General features: G+C 71.7%; 19 protein-coding genes. 6 read left to right on the top strand and 13 right to left on the bottom strand.

The genetic code is table 11. From position 1 onward, the window contains the following. Nucleotides 1–122: 122 nt before the first annotated feature. Together ACWDVB_RS38805 and ACWDVB_RS38800 are read right to left on the bottom strand one after the other, a co-directional pair. Nucleotides 123–1475 carry a class II 3-deoxy-7-phosphoheptulonate synthase gene (locus ACWDVB_RS38805; protein ID WP_451518266.1) on the bottom strand — a complete coding sequence of 451 codons (1353 nt, stop codon included), beginning with the start codon at nucleotides 1473–1475 and terminating at the stop codon, nucleotides 123–125. Nucleotides 1476–1510: 35 nt separating this feature from the next. Then, entirely contained in the window at nucleotides 1511–2482 is a 972-nt protein-coding gene (locus ACWDVB_RS38800; RefSeq protein ID WP_451518265.1) for an SRPBCC family protein, read from the bottom strand. 54 nt (nucleotides 2483–2536) lie between these two features. Between ACWDVB_RS38800 and ACWDVB_RS38795 the strand changes: the two genes are divergently transcribed. From ACWDVB_RS38795 to ACWDVB_RS38785, 3 genes are all read left to right on the top strand, one after another. Beyond that, nucleotides 2537–3124: a TetR/AcrR family transcriptional regulator gene (locus ACWDVB_RS38795; RefSeq protein ID WP_451518264.1), complete on the top strand. Its 588-nt coding sequence runs from the start codon at nucleotides 2537–2539 to the stop codon at nucleotides 3122–3124. A 10-nt stretch (nucleotides 3125–3134) separates the two neighbouring features. Further along, nucleotides 3135–3194: a trp operon leader peptide gene (locus ACWDVB_RS38790; RefSeq protein WP_106977022.1), complete on the top strand. Its 60-nt coding sequence runs from the start codon at nucleotides 3135–3137 to the stop codon at nucleotides 3192–3194. Between the two features lie 109 nt (nucleotides 3195–3303). Continuing rightward, nucleotides 3304–5181, top strand: a complete 1878-nt coding sequence (locus tag ACWDVB_RS38785) for an anthranilate synthase family protein (protein WP_451518263.1) — start codon at nucleotides 3304–3306, stop codon at nucleotides 5179–5181. Between the two features lie 9 nt (nucleotides 5182–5190). On the opposite strand, the gene ACWDVB_RS38780 is transcribed toward ACWDVB_RS38785, so the two are convergent. The 5 genes from ACWDVB_RS38780 to ACWDVB_RS38760 all read right to left on the bottom strand — a co-directional run bounded on the left by ACWDVB_RS38780 (nucleotide 5191) and on the right by ACWDVB_RS38760 (nucleotide 10291). Continuing rightward, nucleotides 5191–6195 (bottom strand): 2-hydroxyacid dehydrogenase, encoded by a 1005-nt coding sequence (locus ACWDVB_RS38780; protein WP_451518262.1) that lies wholly within the window; start codon nucleotides 6193–6195, stop codon nucleotides 5191–5193. A gap of 70 nt (nucleotides 6196–6265) precedes the next feature. Beyond that, complete coding sequence (locus ACWDVB_RS38775) at nucleotides 6266–7303, bottom strand: 6-phosphofructokinase (RefSeq protein WP_451518261.1); 1038 nt, start codon at nucleotides 7301–7303, stop codon at nucleotides 6266–6268. Between the two features lie 134 nt (nucleotides 7304–7437). Beyond that, entirely contained in the window at nucleotides 7438–8091 is a 654-nt protein-coding gene (locus tag ACWDVB_RS38770) for a response regulator (protein ID WP_451518305.1), read from the bottom strand. A gap of 116 nt (nucleotides 8092–8207) precedes the next feature. Then, on the bottom strand, nucleotides 8208–9449 hold the full coding sequence (gene macS, locus ACWDVB_RS38765; protein ID WP_451518260.1) for a MacS family sensor histidine kinase: 1242 nt from the start codon (nucleotides 9447–9449) through the stop codon (nucleotides 8208–8210). Between the two features lie 80 nt (nucleotides 9450–9529). Next, nucleotides 9530–10291: a lysophospholipid acyltransferase family protein gene (locus tag ACWDVB_RS38760; RefSeq protein WP_451518259.1), complete on the bottom strand. Its 762-nt coding sequence runs from the start codon at nucleotides 10289–10291 to the stop codon at nucleotides 9530–9532. 169 nt (nucleotides 10292–10460) lie between these two features. On the opposite strand from ACWDVB_RS38760, the gene ACWDVB_RS38755 reads away from it, so the two are divergent. Together ACWDVB_RS38755 and ACWDVB_RS38750 are read left to right on the top strand one after the other, a co-directional pair. Then, nucleotides 10461–11240, top strand: coding sequence for an alpha/beta hydrolase (locus tag ACWDVB_RS38755; RefSeq protein ID WP_451518258.1), 780 nt, complete (start codon nucleotides 10461–10463; stop codon nucleotides 11238–11240). Beyond that, entirely contained in the window at nucleotides 11233–11985 is a 753-nt protein-coding gene (locus ACWDVB_RS38750; RefSeq protein WP_451518257.1) for a hypothetical protein, read from the top strand. The genes ACWDVB_RS38755 and ACWDVB_RS38750 overlap by 8 nt, the downstream gene beginning before the upstream one ends. A 26-nt stretch (nucleotides 11986–12011) precedes the next feature. Here ACWDVB_RS38750 and ACWDVB_RS38745 read toward each other — a convergent pair whose 3' ends face one another. The 6 genes from ACWDVB_RS38745 to ACWDVB_RS38720 all read right to left on the bottom strand — a co-directional run bounded on the left by ACWDVB_RS38745 (nucleotide 12012) and on the right by ACWDVB_RS38720 (nucleotide 16900). Next, a complete protein-coding gene (locus tag ACWDVB_RS38745; RefSeq protein ID WP_451518256.1) occupies nucleotides 12012–12776 on the bottom strand; it encodes an endonuclease/exonuclease/phosphatase family protein in 765 nt (254 codons plus the stop codon). A gap of 101 nt (nucleotides 12777–12877) precedes the next feature. Next, nucleotides 12878–13831 carry an ROK family glucokinase gene (locus ACWDVB_RS38740; RefSeq protein WP_451518255.1) on the bottom strand — a complete coding sequence of 318 codons (954 nt, stop codon included), beginning with the start codon at nucleotides 13829–13831 and terminating at the stop codon, nucleotides 12878–12880. Nucleotides 13832–13883: 52 nt separating this feature from the next. Further along, the gene (locus ACWDVB_RS38735; RefSeq protein WP_451518254.1) at nucleotides 13884–14354 is read right to left on the bottom strand and encodes a DUF5304 domain-containing protein; all 471 of its coding nucleotides are present in this window, start codon (nucleotides 14352–14354) and stop codon (nucleotides 13884–13886) included. Between the two features lie 57 nt (nucleotides 14355–14411). After that, nucleotides 14412–15572 carry an ArsA family ATPase gene (locus tag ACWDVB_RS38730; RefSeq protein WP_451518253.1) on the bottom strand — a complete coding sequence of 387 codons (1161 nt, stop codon included), beginning with the start codon at nucleotides 15570–15572 and terminating at the stop codon, nucleotides 14412–14414. A gap of 44 nt (nucleotides 15573–15616) precedes the next feature. Then, on the bottom strand, nucleotides 15617–16057 hold the full coding sequence (locus tag ACWDVB_RS38725; RefSeq protein WP_451518252.1) for an SRPBCC family protein: 441 nt from the start codon (nucleotides 16055–16057) through the stop codon (nucleotides 15617–15619). 72 nt (nucleotides 16058–16129) lie between these two features. After that, nucleotides 16130–16900 (bottom strand): metallophosphoesterase family protein, encoded by a 771-nt coding sequence (locus ACWDVB_RS38720; protein WP_451518251.1) that lies wholly within the window; start codon nucleotides 16898–16900, stop codon nucleotides 16130–16132. A 299-nt stretch (nucleotides 16901–17199) separates the two neighbouring features. On the opposite strand from ACWDVB_RS38720, the gene ACWDVB_RS38715 reads away from it, so the two are divergent. Continuing rightward, complete coding sequence (locus ACWDVB_RS38715; protein ID WP_451518250.1) at nucleotides 17200–18996, top strand: AMP-dependent synthetase/ligase; 1797 nt, start codon at nucleotides 17200–17202, stop codon at nucleotides 18994–18996. Nucleotides 18997–19196: the final 200 nt, after the last annotated feature.

The raw sequence follows: 19196 nt of genomic DNA, 5'->3' as shown, positions 1-19196 counted from the left end.
CCCTTTTTTTGGGTGTGCCAAAACAACCCTTCCCCCCGCCCCCTGCAACACAACCCCCCCTAACCGCGGGGGGGGCGCGCAACCCTGGCACCCGCCCCCCACCACCGCGTACTTCCGGGAATTTACTGGTCGCGGTACATCTCGGCGACCAGGAATGCCAGGTCGAGCGACTGGCTGCGGTTGAGCCGCGGGTCGCAGGCCGTCTCGTAGCGCTGGTGCAGGTCGTCGACGAAGATCTCGTCGCCGCCGCCCACGCACTCGGTGACGTCGTCACCGGTGAGCTCGACGTGGATGCCGCCCGGGTGCGTGCCCAGCGCCTTGTGGACCTCGAAGAAGCCCTTCACCTCGTCGAGCACGTCGTCGAAGCGGCGGGTCTTGTGGCCGGAGGCCGCCTCGTAGGTGTTGCCGTGCATCGGGTCGGTGATCCAGACGACGGTCGCGCCGGACGCGGTGACCTTGTCGACCAGCTCGGGCAGCTTGTCGCGAACCTTGTCGGCGCCCATGCGGACGATGAAGGTCAGCCGGCCGGGCTCGCGGTCGGGGTCGAGGCGCTCGATGTACTGGAGCGCCTCCTCGGCCGTGGTGGTCGGGCCGAGCTTGACGCCGATCGGGTTGCGGATCCGCGAGGCGAACTCGATGTGCGCGTGGTCCAGCTGACGGGTGCGCTCACCGATCCAGACCATGTGGCCCGAGGTGTCGTACAGCCTGCCGGTGCGGGAGTCGACGCGGGTCAGCGCGCCTTCGTAGTCGAGCAGCAGCGCCTCGTGGGAGGCGTAGAACTCGACGGTCTTGAACTCCTCCGGGTCGGTGCCGCAGGCCCGCATGAAGTTGAGCGCGTTGTCGATCTCGCGGGCCAGCTGTTCGTAGCGCTGGCCGGAGGGGGACGACTTCACGAAGTCCTGGTTCCAGGCGTGCACCTGGCGCAGGTCGGCGTAGCCGCCGGTGGTGAAGGCGCGCACCAGGTTGAGCGTGGAGGCGGACGCGTTGTACATCCGCTTCAGACGCTCGGGGTCCGGGATGCGGGCCTCTTCGGTGAAGTCGAAGCCGTTGACGGAGTCGCCCCGGTAGGTCGGGAGAGTCACGCCGTCGCGGGTCTCGACCGGCTTGGAGCGCGGCTTGGAGTACTGCCCCGCGATGCGGCCGATCTTCACGACGGGCACGGACGCCGCGTACGTGAGGACGGCGCCCATCTGGAGGAGCGTCTTCAGCTTGTTCCGGATGTGGTCGGCCGACACGGCGTCGAAGGCCTCGGCGCAGTCGCCGCCCTGGAGCAGGAACGCCTCTCCCTTGGCGACAGAGGCCAGTCGGGCGCGCAGCTGGTCGCACTCGCCCGCGAAGACGAGCGGCGGATACGACTCGAGGTCCGCGATCACATCGCGCAGAGCCTCGGCATCGGGGTACTCGGGCTGCTGCGCCGCGGGCAGGTTTCGCCAGGTGTTGCCGCCGGTGGCGGTGGTCTTAGCGTTCACGGTCACCTCGTCAACATTACGGGGTGCGGGGCACCGTCCATTCACCCGCTCACCAAGTGAGACGGACCCGACACGGAGGAGCGCCCGGCCTCCTCCACCCGCTCGGCCTCCTTGGCGCGTTCGGCCGCGCTCGGGGCCGCGAGGGCGAGTCGGCGGTGGACGCGCCGGAGCATCATGCGGGCCATGACGGGGTGCGCCAGTTTGACGGCGCCCCAGTAGAGCCGGGAGCGCCGGGTGTCCGCCCGGACGGCCGTGCTGAGGGTGATGTGCCGCTCGTCGACCAGGATCGAGGCGCGGGCCGTCAGCCCTGCCGTGTCCACGTCCATCAGCAGCTCGCCGCCCTCGCGGGCGAGGACCGGGAAGGCGTCGCGCAGGACACCGGTCCAGGCTCCGGGGTCGCGCGGCAGGCCGGGGAGCAGGTCCATGCGGTACGCGTCGCGGTAGTGGGGGTTCTCGACGGCGCCGCGGATGAGGTGGGCCGCCTCGGGGGTCTCGACGGTCTCGGGGCGGGCCCAGGAGCGGCGGTTCAGGAGCCGCACGCGGCGGGTCCAGCGGACGGGGCGGGTGACGGCACCCGTGGCCGCGCGCTCGATGTTGTCGAGCATCTCTTCGACCATCGTCTCGTGCACGGGCCGGATGGCGGTGGGCCACAGCAGCCGGTCCGCGCCGCGCAGCCGGAATTCGAGGACGTGCCGCACGCGGCAGCGGTCCTGGCCCTGGCCCTGGCCGAGTGGCTCCACCGCCATCTCGTGGAAGCCCTCGTCGGAGCCCCCGTCGGGCGCGGTGAAGTCGAAGCGGACGCGGCGGCCGGGCTCGTGCTCCGTCACTCGGTACCGGAGCGGGCCGTGGCCGCCGCTCGCGCCGACGGCGAGCGGGCCGTCGAAGGTCATCGCGGGCCAGGCCGGCGTGGGGAAGATCGGGTCGTCCTCGGCGGAGAGGCGGTCGAGCAGGGCTCCGACCGTCGCTGCCGGGGCGGTGACCACGCGCTCGTGTTCGTTGCGGACCGTGCTCATCGCGTACCTCCATACGCTGGCGTATGGTCAGTGACCATACGGTACCGTACGGTCATGGTGCAACGGCAGCGGAAGACGACCCCGGCGAAGCCCCGGCTGACCGCCGACGACTGGGCGGACGCCGCGCTGACGGCGATCGGCGAGGGCGGCCTCGCGGCCGTCGCGGTGGAGCCGCTCGCGGTCCGCCTCGGCACCACCAAGGGCAGCTTCTACTGGCACTTCGCGAACCGTGACGCGCTCATCGAGGCCGCCCTTGAGCGATGGGCGAAGCTCCACACCGAGGGCATGATCAGCCACGTGGAGGCCGAGCCGGACCTCCGCAAGCGGATCCGGCTGCTCTTCGCCGAGGCGATCACCTCCGCCGCGTCCGGCCCCCTGGAGGTCTCCCTCCTGGCGACCGCCGGGCACCCCCAGGTCGCCGCGGCCCTGCGGAAGGTGACCGAGCGCCGGGTGGCGTACGTCGCTGAGCTCTTCGCGGGCCTCGGCTTCCCCGAGGCGCAGGCCCGCCGGCGCGGTCTGCTCGCGTACAGCGTCTATCTGGGGCACACCCAGCTCGGCCACGCGGTGCCCTCGGTGGTGCCCGCCGACGAGGAGCTCGGGCCGTATCTCGACGAAGGCCTCGACGTCCTGATGATGCGCTAAGGTGCCGGACATGCACGCGCAGACGACGACTCGAAACTGGTGGTGGCCCGCTCATCCGGCGGCCCACTGACTGCGCGTATCCACAGACTCGCGAAGGCCGCCCGAGGGGCGGCCTTCAGTGTTTCCCGGGACTGCCGGGCGCCGGGCCGTTCCTCTCCGAGTGAGAAGGAACAGAACCCATGCAGACGGCAGAACCTACGCGGCAGCCGACGGTCCTGTCGGACCTCCTGTCCGACGACCGCCCGTTCGCCCTGCTGCGCCGCCGCACGCCCGGCCGCGACCACGACACGGTCGAGGTGCTCGTCGGCCCGACGGGCACATACGACCGCCTCGCGGACATCCCCGAGGGCCTCGCGCTCGTGCCCTTCCGGCAGATCAGGGAGCGCGGCTTCGACGTCCGCGACGACGGCACGCCCCTGACCGTCCTCACCCCCGAGGAGACGTACGAATTCCCGCTCGACGCGGCCCTGTCGGCGCTGCCCGCCCACGAGGTGCGGGTCGAGGGCGGTGCCTTCGACGTGGACGACGCGGCGTACGCGGACATCGTGGGGCGGGTCCTGCGCGAGGAGATCGGGCGGGGCGAGGGGGCCAACTTCGTGATCCGCCGTACGTACGAGGGTGAGATCCCCGGCTTCGGCAGGGCGGACGCCCTCGCGCTCTTCCGGCGGCTCCTGGTGGGCGAGCGGGGCGCGTACTGGACGTACGTCGTGCACACCGGCGACCGCACGCTCGTGGGGGCGAGCCCCGAGGTGCACGTGCGGATGTCCGGCGGGACGGTCGTCATGAACCCGATCAGCGGCACCTACCGCTACCCGGCCGACGGGCCGACCCCCGAGGACCTGCTCGCCTTCCTCGCCGACGGCAAGGAGATCGAGGAGCTGTCGATGGTCGTCGACGAGGAGCTCAAGATGATGTGCACCGTCGGTGACATGGGCGGTGTCGTGGTCGGGCCGCGCCTGAAGGAGATGGCGCACCTCGCGCACACCGAGTACGAGTTGCGCGGCAAGTCGTCGCTCGACGTGCGCGAGGTGCTCAAGGAGACGATGTTCGCGGCGACCGTCACCGGCTCGCCCGTGCAGAACGCCTGCCGGGTCATCGAGCGGCACGAGGCGGGCGGGCGCGGCTACTACGCGGGCGCCCTCGCGCTCATCGGCCGCGACGCGGGCGGCGCGCAGACCCTGGACTCCCCCATCCTGATCCGCACCGCCGACATCTCACCCTCCGGGAAGCTGCGGGTGCCGGTCGGCGCGACGCTCGTGCGCGGCTCGGACCCGGCGGGCGAGGTCGCGGAGACCCATGCGAAGGCGGCGGGGGTGCTGGCCGCCCTCGGGGTGCGTCCCGGGCGGCCCCGCCACGAGGAGGTGCGGCCCGCCCTCGCCGACGATCCGCGCGTGCGGGCGGCCCTGGACGGGCGGCGGGACCGTCTCGCGCCGTTCTGGCTGCGGATGCAGGAGCCGAGCGGCCTGCTCTGCGGCCACGCCCTGGTCGTCGACGGCGAGGACACCTTCACGGCGATGCTCGCGCACCTGCTGCGCTCCGCGGGCCTGACGGTCACCGTGCGGCGCTACGACGAGCCGGGGCTGCGCGACGCCGTGCTCGCGCACGAGGGGCCCGTCGTGCTCGGCCCCGGGCCCGGCGACCCCTCGGACACCGCCGACCCGAAGATGCGGTTCCTGCGCTCGCTGACCGCCGACGTCGTGCGCGATCACCGGTACGGCGTGCTCGGCGTCTGCCTGGGCCATGAGCTGCTCGCCGCCGAGCTGGGCCTGGAGATCGTCCGCAAGGAGGTCCCCTGCCAGGGCGCGCAGACGCCGGTCGACCTCTTCGGGCGGACGGAGACCGTCGGCTTCTACAACAGCTTCGTGGCGCGCTGCGACGACGAGGCCTCGGTGGAGCTCGCGGCGCACGGCGTGGAGGTCAGCAGGGACGCGGCGACCGGCGAGGTGCACGCGCTGCGCGGTACTGGCTTCGCCGGGGTGCAGTTCCACCCGGAGTCGGTGCTGACGCTGCGCGGAACGGCGATCGTGCGGGAGCTGCTGTCCGGGGTGCTCGTCTAGCCACGGCGGCTATGAGGTGGGGGCCGCCGGGACCAGGACGTTCTCGTTGTGGCGGCCCTCCGTGTAGTCCAGGACGTTGCGCAGGGTGGTGTCGATGATCTGGCCGACGGCGTCCTTGGTGTAGTACGCCTGGTGGGACGTGACCAGCACGTTCGGGAAGGTCACGAGGCGGGCCAGGGTGTCGTCCGCCATGGCCTCCAGGGACTTGTCGAGGAAGAAGAGGCCCGCCTCCGCCTCGTACACGTCAAGGCCCACGCCCGCGAAGCGCCCGGCGCGCAGCTCCGCGACGAGGGCCTCAGTGTCGATGAGGCCGCCTCGGCTGGAGTTCACCAGGATCGCGTCGTCCTTCATCAGGCGCAGCGCGTCGGCGCCGATGAGGTGCTGCGTCGAGGGGAGCAGCGGGACGTGCAGGCTGATCAGGTCGGCCTCGGCGAAGAGCGTGTGCTTCTCGACGTACCGCATGCCCAGCTCGGCGCAGGCGGGGTTCTCCACGGCGTCCCAGCCGAGCAGTCTCATGCCGAAGCCGTGTGCGATCCGGGTGAACGCCTCGCCGATCCTGCCGGTGCCCAGTACGCCGACGGTGCGGCCGCGCAGATCGCGGCCCATCAGCCCGTCGAGGCGGAAGTCGAAGTCGCGGGTGCGGTTGCCGGCGCGGACGATGCGGCGGTTGACGGCCGTCGCGAGCGTCCAGGCGAACTCGGCCACGGAGTACGGCGAGTACGACGAGACGCGGGCGACGGTCAGGCCGAGGCGCTCGGCGACCCGGAGGTCGATGTTGTTGAACCCGGTGGAGCGCTGGGCGATCATCCGCGTCCCGCCGGCGGCGAGGGTCTGCAGGACGCGGTTGTCGAGGGTCGCGTTGACGCTGGAGGAGATGATCTCGTAGCCCGCTGCGATGGGGGCGGTGTCCTCGTTGAGGAAGACGTCGAGGCAGCGGATGTCGTGGTGCCCCTCGAAGGCCTTCTCGATCAGCGGCTTCTCGTCGGACTGCACGCCGAAGGCGAGGATCTCCATGGGCGTGAGTCTAGGTACGGCCCGTGGGGACGGCACCCTGAGCCCGGGGGCCGTCCCTTCGTGGCGCGCCTCAGCCGAAGAACACGCCGACCTCCTCGTACAGCGCCGGGTCCACCGTCTTCAGGCGGGCCGTCGCCTCCGCGATCGGGACCCGCACGATGTCCGTGCCCTGGAGTGCGACCATCTTGCCGAAGTCGCCGTCGCGCACCGCCTCGATCGCGTGCAGCCCGAAGCGGGTGGCGAGCCAGCGGTCGAAGGCGCTGGGGGTGCCGCCGCGCTGGACGTGCCCGAGGACGGTGGTCCTCGCCTCCTTGCCGGTGCGCCCCTCGATCTCCTTGGCGAGCCACTCGCCGACGCCGGAGAGCCGGACGTGCCCGAAGGAGTCCTGCGTACCGTCCTTGAGGACCATCTCGCCGTCCTTGGGCATCGCCCCTTCCGCGACGACGACGATCGGGGCGTACGACGCCTTGAAGCGCGAGGTCACCCAGGCGCACACCTGGTCGACGTCGAAGCGCTGCTCGGGGATGAGGATGACGTTCGCGCCGCCCGCGAGGCCCGAGTGCAGGGCGATCCAGCCCGCGTGGCGGCCCATGACCTCCACGACGAGGACGCGCATATGGGACTCGGCGGTGGTGTGCAGGCGGTCGATCGCCTCGGTCGCGATGCCGACGGCGGTGTCGAAGCCGAAGGTGTAGTCGGTGGCGGAGAGGTCGTTGTCGATGGTCTTCGGGACGCCGACGACCGGGACGCCGTACTCGTCGGTGAGGCGCGCGGCGACGCCGAGCGTGTCCTCGCCGCCGATCGCGACGAGGGAGTCGACCTCGTACTTGGCGAGGTTCTCCTTGATGCGGCGCACGCCGTTCTCCACCTTGAACGGGTTGGTGCGCGAGGAGCCGAGGATGGTGCCGCCGCGCGGCAGGATGCCGCGGACCGCGGGGATGTCGAGCCGGACGGTGTCGCCCTCCAGTGGACCGCGCCAGCCGTCCCGGAAACCGACGAAGTCGTAGCCGTACTCCTGCACGCCCTTGCGGACGATGCCCCGGATGACGGCGTTGAGCCCGGGGCAGTCGCCGCCTCCGGTCAGTACGCCAATTTTCTTGGCCCCCATGGAACAGTCCCTTCGCCTCAGTGACCTGATGCGGGTCACGCTAATGGTGATCCAGGTCACTTCGGGACGGGGCGAACGGTCAATTCCCTTACAGGTTGCGGGGGTTGATCATGTGCGTTCACTCGTACGAGGGGTCAGGCGTCGTCGGCCTTGTCGATACCGCGCTCTATCGCGTACCGCACCAGTTCCACCCTGTTGTGCAGCTGGAGCTTGCCCAGGGTGTTCTGGACGTGGTTCTGCACGGTGCGGTGGGAGATGACCAGGCGCTCGGCGATCTGCTTGTAGCTCAGGCCCTTGGCGACCAGGCGAAGCACCTCCGTCTCGCGGTCGGTGAGCCGCGGGGCCTTCGGGTCGTCCGGGGCGCCGACCGCGGGCTCGGTGGCCAGGCGGCGGTACTCGCCGAGGACCAGTCCCGCCAGGCCCGGGGTGAAGACCGCGTCGCCGACGGCCGTGCGGCGCACCGCGTCGATCAGCTCTTCCGTGGACGCCGACTTCAGGAGATAGCCGGTGGCGCCGGACTTGACCGCCTCCAGGACGTCGGCGTGCTCTCCGCTCGCGGAGAGGACGAGGACGCGCAGCGCGGGGTTGGCGGCGACCAGCTCCTTGCAGACCTGGACGCCGGGCTTCAGCGGGAGGTTCAGGTCGAGGACGAGGACGTCGGGGGCGGCGGCATGCGCGCGGCGGACGGCCTGCTCGCCGTCCCCGGCGGTCGCGATCACGTCGAGCCCGGCCTCCGCGAGGTCACGGGCGACCGCGTCACGCCACATCGGGTGGTCGTCGACGACCATGACCTTGATGGCCGGTTCCGTGCGCTGGTCCTGTGGCTGGTCCGGGCGCTGGTCCGGGCGCTGGTCCGGGCGCTGGTCCGGGCGCCGGGCCTGTCGCTGGCCCTGTCGCTGGTCGCTCATCGTGCCTTTCCTGCCTTCCCCCGTGCGTCCCGCGCCGCTTCGCGTGGGACTTTCAGTTCCACTTCTGTGCCCTGGCCCGGCACCGAGATCAGCTCGGCCGTGCCGCCGATGTCCCGCAGCCGTCCCCGGATCGACAGGGCGACGCCGAGGCGTCCCTCCCCCTCCGCCTCGGCGAGCCGGCCCTCCGGGATGCCCGGGCCGTCGTCCCTGACCGTCACGATCACCTCGCCCGGCTCGTCCTCGACCAGGATCCAGGCGTGCGCGTCCGCTCCGGCATGTCTACGGACATTGTCCAGTGCGGCACTGACAGCGGCCGCCAGCTCCCTCGCGGCGGGCGGTGCGAGGAGCACCGGGGCGCCCGGTTCGGAGAGGGTCACTTTCGATCCGGCGTGCGAGGCGAGGAGCGGGCGCAGATCGCGGGGCTCCGCGTCGTCGGGCTCCTCGTCCGGCTCCTCGACGGCACGTACGAGCGCGCCCTGCGAGGCGTCCTCCGAGGCGCGCGACGCGGGCACCAGGCCCCCGGCGACCAGGGTGCGCAGCGCCACTTCCTGTTCGCCCGCCATCCGGCCCAGCTCCGCCGCCTCGCCGCCGATGGCGGTGCCGCGCCGCTGCACCATGGCGAGCACCTGAAGCACGCTGTCGTGGATGTCGCGGGCGAGGCGTTCGCGCTCGCGGGTCGCGGCCTCGATCTCCAGCGCGCGGGCGAGGGTGCGCTCGGAGGCGCGGGCCACCTCCACGACGTATCCGATGGCGATGGAGGCGATGCAGACGAGCAGGACGTTGTGGACGGTGTCACGGCTGAACGCCCCGCGCTGCACCACGTTGGCGACGCCCACCAGCAGGGACGCGAAGGCCGCCCAGCGCCAGCCGCCCTTGATGGCGTACGCGAGGACGGCGCCGGCGGTCCAGATGGACGGCAGCGTCGGACCACCCTCGACGATCCGCTGGTGCGAGTCGGCGAGAGGGGTGAGCAGAATGCCTACGAGGGCCACGGTCAGGTCGATGACGAGGAACCGCTTGGTGCAGCTCGCGGCGTTCGCCACGCTGCGCAGCGTGCCGAGGGTCCAGCCGGCCAGCACCGTGTAGTAGGCGACGGCCAGCCAGGGGCGGTCGAGTTCCTCGTGCGCCGTCGCGAAGAGGCCGATGGCGTACAGCATCGTCAGGACGCGGTAGCCGGCGAGCGCGCGCCAGAGCGGCTGCTCGACCGACATCCTCATGACGCGCTCGCGCTTGGCCATGCCCCCCACTGCCCTGTCCCCCACTGCCGTCTTTCCACCGCCGTCTTTACGGCCGTCTTCCCACCCCGGGACGGACGCGGCTACGAGCCGGACCGTTCCTTGTCCCCCGACTGCCCGACCGGCTTCTCGACCGACTTCTCGACCGACTTCTCGACCGACTTGGCGGCCTTGGCGGCCTCGGTGATCTGGCGCTTCGCGGCCGTCGCGTACACGTCGACGTACTCCTGGCCGGAGAGCTTCATGATCTCGTACATGACCTCGTCGGTCAGCGCCCGCAGCACGAAGCGGTCCTGCTCCATGCCCTGGTAGCGGCGGAAGTCGAGCGGCTTGCCGATGCGGATACCGGGGCGCATCAGCTTCGGCATCAACTTGCCGGGCGGCTGGATCTTCTCCGTGTCGATCATGGCCACGGGGAGCACCGGCGCGCCCGTGGCGAGCGCAACGCGCGCGAGGCCGCCGGGCTTGCCGCGGTAGAGGCGCCCGTCGGGCGAGCGCGTGCCCTCGGGGTAGATGCCGAAGAGCTCGCCGCGCTCCAGGACCTCGATGCCGCTCTTGATGGCCGCCTCGCCGGCGCCCCGCGCGCCGGAGCGGTCCACGGGGAGCTGGCCGACGCCCTTGAAGAAGGCGGCGGTGAGCTTGCCCTTCACGCCGGGTGAGGTGAAGTACTCCGCCTTGGCGATGAAGGTGACCTTGCGGTCGAGGACCGCGGGGAGGAAGAAGGAGTCCGAGAACGAGAGGTGGTTGCTCGCCAGAATCGCGGGGCCCTCGGCGGGGACGTTCTCAAGGCCCTCCACCCAGGGCCTGAAGCCGAGCTTCAGCGGCCCTCCGATGGCAACCTTCATTGCGCCGTAGATCAAACCGAGTGCCTCCTGTTGGTGTGGATCAGACCTTAACCCGCGGTACGGCCAATGGGCCCGACGACCCTGGTCGGTGTCAGTCCGGTCGCGTACGGTGAAGTACTCCTCGCATCCCCTTGAACCCCCCTTCCACCTCTCACGAAGGAGACCGAAGGTGCCGGTCCTCCCCGGAGCCGAGCCGTACCGCCACGATGGCGGCGAGGTCGGCGTCCTGCTCTGCCACGGCTTCACCGGATCCCCGCAGTCGCTGCGCCCCTGGGCCGAGTATCTGGTGGAGCGCGGCCTGACCGTCTCGCTGCCGCTCCTTCCCGGGCACGGCACCCGCTGGGAGGACATGCAGATCACCGGCTGGCAGGACTGGTACGCGGAGGTGGAGCGCGAGCTGCGCGGCCTCCTGGAGCGGTGCTCGCAGGTCTTCGTCCTCGGCCTCTCCATGGGCGGCGCGCTGGCGCTGCGCCTGGCGGCGAAGCACGGCGACGCGATCAGCGGCATCGTCCTGGTCAACCCGGCGAACAAGCTGCACGGCCTGGCGCCCCGCGCGCTGCCGGTCGTCCGTCACCTCGTACGGACGACGAAGGGCATCGTCAGCGACATCGCCAAGGACGGCGTGGTGGAGATCGGGTACGACCGCGTGCCACTGCACGCCGCGCACTCCATGCGTCTCTTCTTCCGCATGGTCGACGGCCAACTGCCGCAGGTGACACAGCCGTTGCTGCTGCTCCACAGCCCGCGCGACCATGTGGTGTCGCCCGCCGACTCGGCCCGCGTCCTCAGCCGTGTCTCGTCCACGGACGTCAGGGAGATCCTGCTGGAACAGAGCTACCACGTGGCGACGTTGGACCACGATGCGGACCGGATCTTCGAGGAGAGCTACGCGTTCATCGGCCGGCTCGCTCCCAGTGTGGGTAAGGAAGGGACGGCCACAGGTGGCTGAGCATGAGGCGGACCGCGACGAGAGCCGCGACGAGAGCCGTGAGCCGGAGAAGAGCGAGGCGTCCGGCGACGACGGGCTGCCGGTGGACGAGGACGCCGCCTGGCAGGCGATCGTCGCGGGGTACGGCGAGGAGCCCGCGGACCCGCCGGGCGCGAAGCCCTTCAAGTCGGTGGAGGACCTGGCACTCCTGGAGTCCGAGACGAACGGGCCGGGGGGCGGCCCCACGAAGAGCGGCCCCACGAAGGGCGGCCTCACGAAGGACACCCCCGGCAAGGACTCCGGCTCCGGCCCGGACCGCGACACCGGCTCGGATGCCAAGTCCGATGCCGAGAACGCCAAGTCCGACGCCACGAACGCCGAGCCCGACGCCAAGCCCGGCGAAGAGCCCGGCGCCGGCAAGCCGCTCGGCGGCTCCGTCTCCTTCGCGCCCGGCGTCGGCGGCCCGCGCGACTACACCACCCCCGAGCCCTCCGAGGACGACTTCGACGCGGACGACGAGGGGCACTTCGTGCCGCCGGATCCGCCGCTGCCCGAGGCCGACGTGACGGCCAAGTTCGCCTGGCTCGCCGTGCTCGGCGGCCCGCTGCTCATCCTGCTCGCCGTGCTGTTCGGGTGGCAGATGACGTGGTGGCTGACCACGCTCGGCGTCGGCGGCTTCCTCGGCGGCTTCGCCACGCTCGTGACGCGGATGCACAGCGGAGACGACGAGGAGGACGACGACCCGGGACGCGGCGCGGTCGTCTGAGCCCGGACCTCGGCGCACCACGAACCTCACCGAGCAGAGGGAACCCTGAGGGCGGCCAGGACCGGAAGGTGGTCCGTGGCCGCCCTCAGGTCCGTCTCGCGCACGCCGGGCAGGTCCAAGGGCACGCCGCAGCCGAGGACTTCGATGCCCGGCGTGACGAACAGCGCGTCGATGCGCTGATGAGGATCGACCGGCGTCGAGGTGTTCTCGCCGCCCCAGGGCCTCGCCGTCCAGCAGTCCCGCAGCTCGGCCGCGAGCCTGCGGAACGTCCGCCCGTGGGGCCGTTCGTTGAGGTCGCCGCCCGCGACCGCGTGCTCCACGCCCATCCCGGCGAGCCGGTCGAGCAGCATCCCGCCCTGCTCGTACCGCTCGTCGGCCCGCAGGCTCAAGTGGCAGCTCAGGACGCCGAGCCGGGCGCCGCCGAAGCGGACGACGGCGGTGGCGAAGCCGCGCCGGTGCAGCCCCGGGGTGAGCGGGAGCAGCACGTCCTCGGTCCGCTCGACGGTCGCCCGCAGCGAGCAGAGCAGCGCGGGCCCGGCCGCCGGGCCGCCGCCGGAGAGGATCACCAGATCGGCGGCGCGCGCGAGGCGGGCCAGCTTCTTGCGCCAGCGGAAGAACCGCGGCGCCTCCTGGATCAGGACGAGGTCGGGGGCGCAGGCGGCGATGGTCCGGGCGAGCGCGGCGGTGTCGTCGCGCATCGAGCGGATGTTGTAGCTGAGTACCCGGACAACGGCCGAACCGTCCCCTTCGGTGCGCGAGTCGGGCAGCGTACGGGGCGGGCTCGTCGACATGCCGATCAAGATACGCGAACGCCGGACAGGCGGAGGTCATCCGGCCTGTCCGGCGTTTGGGGACGAGCGCGCGGCGCTATCGGCGGCGCCTCACCTCGGGGTCACATGACGGGGTCGGGCTCCCGCGCCAGGTCCGCCGCGCCGACCAGGCCCGCCTTGTTGCCCAGCTGGGCGGCGATGACCTGGGCCTCGGGACGCCAGGCGGCGCCGACGAGCCAGCGCTTGAAGGACTTGCGGATCGGGTCGAGGACCAGCTCGCCCTCGTCCGAGAGGCCGCCGCCGACGATGAACGCGGACGGGTCGAAGAGCGACGCCAGGTCGGCGAGGCCGGCGCCCGCCCAGCGGGCCAGCTCGCGGTAGGAGTCGATGGCCACGGCGTCGCCCTGCCTGGCGGCCATCGAGATGTGCTTGCCCTCGATGCCCTCGGGGGTGCCGTCGCCCAGCGAGAGGAGATACTCGGCGTTCTCGGGCGTCGCGTTGGCCCGCTGGCGCGCGTACCGCACGAGGGCGCGCCCCGAGGCGTACTGCTCCCAGCAGCCCTGGCTGCCGCAGCCGCAGAGCAGGCCGTCCGGGACCATCCGGATGTGGCCGAACTCGGCGGCCACGCCGAAGTGGCCGCGGCGCAGCTTGTTGCCGATGATGATGCCGCCGCCGAGGCCGGTGCCGAGCGTGATGCAGATGACGTTGCGGTGGCCCTTGCCGCCGCCGAACCTGTACTCGCCCCAGGCCGCGGCGTTGGCGTCGTTCTCCACGACGACCGGCAGGCCGACGCGCTTCTCGACCTCTTCCTTGAGCGGCTCCTGCCGCCAGTCGATGTTCGGCGCGAAGTAGACCGTGGAGCGCTGGCGGTTGACGTAGCCGGCGGCGCCGATGCCCACGCCGACGATGTCGTGACCCGCTCGTGCGCCTTCCACGGCGGAGGCGATCGCGTCGACGATGGCCTCGGAAGTACCAGGGGTCGGCACCTTGAAGGTCGAGAGGATGTTGCCGTCCTCGTCGACCACTCCGGCCGCGATCTTGGTGCCGCCGATGTCGACGCCGATGGTGAGTCCCATGAATCCCTCAGTTCGATCGAGCCCCGCTACGGCCCACCGTACCCGAGGGGGGTCAGTCGAGATCGATGTGTTCCCCGGCCGGAGGCCCGTCGTCGCCGCGGTCCGTGCCGCGCGCGGGGCCGTCCGAAGTGTCACCGCGCGTCCAGCGGCTCTCCTGGCCCTCGACCGCCGAGCGGTAGGCGGCGAGCAGCTCGGAACCGGCCGCGGCCAGGTGGTCGAAGACGTCGGGGTTGCGCTCGATGACCGGCTCGACCGCGGCCTTCGCCTGCTGGACGACCTGCTTCACGGTCTGCTCGACGACGCCCTGCCCGACCGCGCCGAGCAGCGGCGACTGGAGCCCGGAGAGCTTCTCGGAGACGGCGTCGACGAGCTTGCGCAGCTCCTCGGCGGCCGATCCGGGCTGCGGCCCGTACTGGGCACGGCGGCGGGCCTGCTCCGCCGCGAGATCCTCGGCGCACGCCTTCTCCCAGGCGTCTGCGTCGGCTTCGGCTTCGGGGGCTTCGCGCTCGCTGGCATCGCTCATACCACTCGACGTTACCCGAATGGCCGCAACCCGTTCACCGTCCGCGCGGCCGAGGAGTCACCGTCCGCGCGGCCACAGGTCGGGGTCCGGCGTGAACCGCACCCTCAGCTCGCCCTCGCGCAGCCCGGCCCCGGCGACGGTGCAGCGGCGCAGCGCGGACGGCAGGGTGACGATGCGGCGGTGGGCGCCGGCGGTGACGACGAGTTCGTCACCGCGCCGGATCAGGCCGAGCTCCTCGCGTACGGCGCCGGGGAGCGGGATGTGCCAGATGTAGGAGTGGCTCTCCTCACCGGTGGGCGCTTCGGTGACGGGCCACTCGACGGGGCCGGGGGCGGCGGTAGGGGCGGGCACGCCGAGGGCGGCGAGGTCGTCGGCACCGCGCGGGTCGTGGCCGAGGTGGCGGACCCTGCCGACGTGGTCGTACGCCGTCTCCCACACGTCCAGCGTCTTGTGCTGCTGGGCCGAGAGCGCCGCGAGCCAGGTGTCCGGGGACGCGTCGGGCAGCAGGCGGTTGGCGATGAGGAGGTCGGTGCGCAGGCCTTGCAGGGCGAGGCCGGTGGCGGCGGAGCCGAGGGCGTCGGCGCCCGCGGGACCGGGCTCGGCGACCAGGCGCACGGTGGTGGTGGGGGCCTCGACCACGGCCTGGGCGGCGGCGAGTTCGTCCTCCCAGCGGGCGGCGGTCTCGTACAGCCAGGCGGCGGGCATCGGGACGCCCGCGAGGCGGCCGAGCATGGGGCGCAGGGCGCGGGCGGCCTGCCGCTCGGGCGGCAGCAGCCTGCGCAGGTAGCGGCGCAGCTGCTCGGGGAGGGCGAGCAGCGCGAGGGCTCTGGGGACGGGCGGCAGGTCGACGACGACGGTGTCGTACGCGGGGCCGTGCGCGGCGTCACGCAGCGCGCGCAGCAGGGCCAGCTCCTCGGCTCCGGGCAGCGGGGTCAGCTCCTCGCCGTCGAGCCGCTCGGCACCGAGCAGGTCGAGGCCGGAGGAGGCACGTTCCTGCAGAGCGATCAGGTCGTCCCGGAAGCGGTCGTCGGGGGCCAGGCGCCGCACGGTGAGCCCGGGGTGCGCGTCCGGGCTGCCGAGCACCGCGCCGAGGGTGTCGGTGCGGTCGGCGCTGATCACGAGGGCCCGCCGGCCGGAGCGCGCGGCGGCGAGCGCCGTGGCGGCGGCGACGGTGGTCCGCCCGGAGCCGCCGGGGCCGGTGACGAGGAGGGTGCGCATAAGGGTGAACGCTACGTCAGCGGCCTTTCCGGGCGGCCGGGGCGTCACGCCTCTTTGGACTCCACCCGCTTCTTCAGCCCGGCCAGCGCCCGGTCGATGATGACCTTCTCGGCCTTGCGCTTGATCATGCCGAGCATGGGGATCTTGACGTCCACGGTCAGCTTGTACGTGACCTGGGTGCCGGAGCCGACGGGCTTCAGGAGGTACGAGCCGTCCAGGGAGCGCAGCATCTGGGACTTGACCAGGGTCCAGCTGACCTCGTCGTCGCCGGTCCAGGTGTAGCCGAGCGTCTGGTCGTCCTTGATCGCGCCCGCGTCCATGACGAGGCGGACCTGCTGGGCGCGGCCCCGCTCGTCGGTGGCGAGGACCTCGGCCTCCTTCACCTCGCCCGTCCAGTCCGGGTAGCGGGCGAAGTCGGCGATCACTCCCATGACCTCGGCCGGAGCCGCCTCGATCGTGATGCTCGAGCTGGTGTGTTCGGCCATGGCCGTGGCTCCTCCAGATGCGGTCCGGAACGGGGGTCTCCTACCGCGTGAAGGCTACCGCGCGCCGCGTGCTCACCACTCCAGGGCCCAGGGCCTTCCGGACCCGGCGAAGTGGCCCACGTTCACGCACTCCGTCGCGCCGACGCGCATGCGCCGGACCAGGGGCTGGTGGACGTGGCCGAAGAGCGCGTACTTGGGGCGGGTCCCGCGGATCGCGTCGAGCAGGGCGCGGCTGCCGCGCTCGAAGCGGCGGGCCACGGTGTCGTAGAGGAGCTCGGGGACGTCCGGCGGGATGTGGGTGCACAGGACGTCGACCTCGCCGACGGCCTCGATCTTGGCGGCGTACTCCTCGTCGCTGATCTCGTAGGGCGTCCGCATCGGGGTGCGCAGACCGCCGCCGACGAAGCCGAAGACGCGTCCGCCGATCTCTACGCGCTCGCCGTCCAGGACGGTGGTGCCGGGACCGGCGTATTCGCGCCACAGGCTCGGCATGTCGACATTGCCGTAGGTGGCGTACGTCGGGGTGGGGAAGGCGGCGAAGAGTTCGGCGTACTGCTTGCGGACCGCGCGCTCGATCGCCGGGACGCGGTCCACGCCCGCCCACAGCTCCCTGCCGAACGCGCGGGCCTCCTCGAAGCGGCGGGCGGTGCGCAGCTCCACCAGCCTGGTCGCGTTCCCCTCGCCGAAGAGGTCGGGGAAGATGCCGCGCGAGTGGTCGGCGTAGTCGAGGAACAGCACGAGATCGCCGAGGCAGACGAGCGCGTCGGCGCCGTCGCCCGCGCGGGCGAGGTCCGCCGCGTTGCCGTGCACGTCACTGACCACATTGACCCGGAAAGCTGGCATGCCGATCACCCTAGGACGGCCGCCGGACGGGCGGAAGGGGCCATGGTCACCGGCCGGACCTGCGGTTACTTCCGAGTCGGGAAGGCGGTGGCGTACTGTGCGATGCAGACCACGACGATGTGTGACGCACCGAACATCTGGCCCCGCCCCCCTACCGAACAAGCCATACCGGTGGGTAACGTCCGGGCAGTCCAGTAGTGCTCGGCCCCCCATCTCGACTGAGCACCTGCCCGATCTTGGACCGCACCGTCGCAGCACACAACGTCGTGGCGCCGGCGCCCTATGTAGGAGCAGCAGTCTTGCGCGAGTTCAGCCTTCCGGCCCTGTACGAGGTCCCTGCGGACGGCAACCTGACCGACATCGTCCGTAGAAATGCCGCACAGCACCCGGATGTCGCCGTCATCGGCCGCAAGGTCGACGGCAGCTGGCAGGACGTCGACGCCACTACGTTCCTCGCGGAGGTGCGCGCCACCGCCAAGGGGCTGATCGCCGCCGGTGTGCGGCCCGGCGACCGAGTCGGCCTGATGTCCCGTACCCGCTACGAGTGGACACTCCTCGACTTCGCCATCTGGAGCGCGGGCGCGGTGTCCGTGCCGGTGTACGAGACGAGTTCGGCCGAGCAGATCCAGTGGATCCTGGGTGACTCCGGCGCCGTGGCCTGCGTCGTCGAGCTGGACGCGCACGCCGCCGCCGTGGAGTCCGTACGCGACCGGCTGCCCGCCCTCGCGCACGTCTGGCAGATCGACAAGGGCGGCGTCGAGGAGTTGAACCGCGCGGGCGCCGACGTCACGGACCGGACCGTCGACGAGCGCAGTGCGGTCGCCGGCGCCGACGATCCGGCCACCATCGTCTACACCTCGGGCACGACGGGCCGCCCCAAGGGCTGCGTCCTCACGCACCGCAGCTTCTTCGCCGAATGCGGCAACGTGGTGGAGCGCCTGAAGCCGCTCTTCCGCACGGGCGAGTGCTCGGTGCTGCTCTTCCTGCCCGTCGCGCACGTCTTCGGCCGCCTCGTCGAGGTCGCCGCGCTGATGGCGCCGATCAAGCTGGGCCACGCGCCGGACATCAAGCACCTCACCGATGAGCTGGCCGCGTTCCGGCCGACGCTGATCCTCGGTGTCCCGCGCGTCTTCGAGAAGGTCTACAACGCGGCGCGCGCCAAGGCGCAGGCCGACGGCAAGGGCAGGATCTTCGACAAGGCCGCGGACACGGCGATCGCTTACAGCCGCGCGCTCGACGCTCCCTCGGGACCGTCCCTCGGCCTGAAGATCAAGTACAAGATCTTCGACAAGCTGGTCTTCAGCAAGCTGCGCGCGGTCCTCGGCGGCCGCGGCGAGCACGCGATCTCCGGCGGCGCCCCGCTCGGCGAGCGCCTCGGCCACTTCTTCCGCGGCATCGGCTTCACGGTCCTCGAGGGGTACGGCCTGACCGAGTCCTGCGCGGCCACCGCCTTCAACCCGTGGGACCGCCAGAAGATCGGCACGGTCGGCCAGCCGCTGCCCGGCTCCGTCGTGCGCATCGCCGACGACGGGGAGGTCCTGCTCCACGGCGAGCACCTGTTCTCGCGCTACTGGAACAACGAGGGCGCCACCGAAGAGGCCCTCGCCGACGGCTGGTTCCACACCGGTGACATCGGCACCCTCGACGAGGACGGCTACCTCCGCATCACCGGCCGCAAGAAGGAGATCATCGTCACCGCGGGCGGCAAGAACGTCGCCCCGGCCGTGATCGAGGACCGCATCCGCGCGCACGCCCTGGTCGCCGAGTGCATGGTCGTCGGCGACGGCCGCCCCTTCGTGGGCGCGCTCGTCACGGTCGACGACGAGTTCCTCGGCCGGTGGGCCGCGGAGCGGGGCAAGCCCGCCGGGTCGACGGCTGCTTCCCTGCGTGACGACGCGGATCTGCTGGCGGCGATCCAGAGTGCGGTGGACGACGGGAACGCGGCGGTCTCCAAGGCGGAGTCCGTACGGAAGTTCCGGGTGCTTGCTTCTCAGTTCACGGAGGAGTCGGGGCATCTGACGCCGTCGCTGAAGCTGAAGCGGAATGTTGTGGCCAAGGACTACGCGGACGAAATCGAGGCGATTTACCGCGGGTAGCGTTGGCGGGGCGCCCACTCGCCGTGGGGGGCGTGCTTGGTTGGCGGCTCTCGGTCTCGTGGTGGTTGCTCGCGCAGTTCCCCGCGCCCCTGAAGCCGCCCACTCGCCGTGGGGGGCCTTGTTCGTTCGCGGCTCTCGGTTTCGTTGTGGTTGCTCGCGCAGTTCCCCGCGCCCCTGAAGCGGGGGCTTTGCCCCAGATG

It is taken from the genome of Streptomyces sp. NPDC003379 (assembly GCF_053589195.1).
This window is presented reverse-complemented; position numbering and strand designations above follow the sequence as displayed.

Coding starts and splice junctions, on each gene's coding strand:
- macS (WP_451518260.1), bottom strand. CDS start 9,449: ATGGCCAAGCGCGAGCGCGTCATGAGGATGTCGGTCGAGCAGCCGCTC.
- ACWDVB_RS38740 (WP_451518255.1), bottom strand. CDS start 13,831: ATGGGACTCACCATCGGCGTCGACATCGGCGGCACCAAGATCGCGGCC.
- ACWDVB_RS38795 (WP_451518264.1), top strand. CDS start 2,537: ATGGTGCAACGGCAGCGGAAGACGACCCCGGCGAAGCCCCGGCTGACC.
- ACWDVB_RS38785 (WP_451518263.1), top strand. CDS start 3,304: ATGCAGACGGCAGAACCTACGCGGCAGCCGACGGTCCTGTCGGACCTC.
- ACWDVB_RS38760 (WP_451518259.1), bottom strand. CDS start 10,291: ATGAAGGTTGCCATCGGAGGGCCGCTGAAGCTCGGCTTCAGGCCCTGG.
- ACWDVB_RS38780 (WP_451518262.1), bottom strand. CDS start 6,195: ATGGAGATCCTCGCCTTCGGCGTGCAGTCCGACGAGAAGCCGCTGATC.
- ACWDVB_RS38735 (WP_451518254.1), bottom strand. CDS start 14,354: ATGAGCGATGCCAGCGAGCGCGAAGCCCCCGAAGCCGAAGCCGACGCA.
- ACWDVB_RS38730 (WP_451518253.1), bottom strand. CDS start 15,572: ATGCGCACCCTCCTCGTCACCGGCCCCGGCGGCTCCGGGCGGACCACC.
- ACWDVB_RS38720 (WP_451518251.1), bottom strand. CDS start 16,900: ATGCCAGCTTTCCGGGTCAATGTGGTCAGTGACGTGCACGGCAACGCG.
- ACWDVB_RS38800 (WP_451518265.1), bottom strand. CDS start 2,482: ATGAGCACGGTCCGCAACGAACACGAGCGCGTGGTCACCGCCCCGGCA.
- ACWDVB_RS38770 (WP_451518305.1), bottom strand. CDS start 8,091: ATGGTCGTCGACGACCACCCGATGTGGCGTGACGCGGTCGCCCGTGAC.
- ACWDVB_RS38775 (WP_451518261.1), bottom strand. CDS start 7,303: ATGGGGGCCAAGAAAATTGGCGTACTGACCGGAGGCGGCGACTGCCCC.
- ACWDVB_RS38725 (WP_451518252.1), bottom strand. CDS start 16,057: ATGGCCGAACACACCAGCTCGAGCATCACGATCGAGGCGGCTCCGGCC.
- ACWDVB_RS38745 (WP_451518256.1), bottom strand. CDS start 12,776: ATGTCGACGAGCCCGCCCCGTACGCTGCCCGACTCGCGCACCGAAGGG.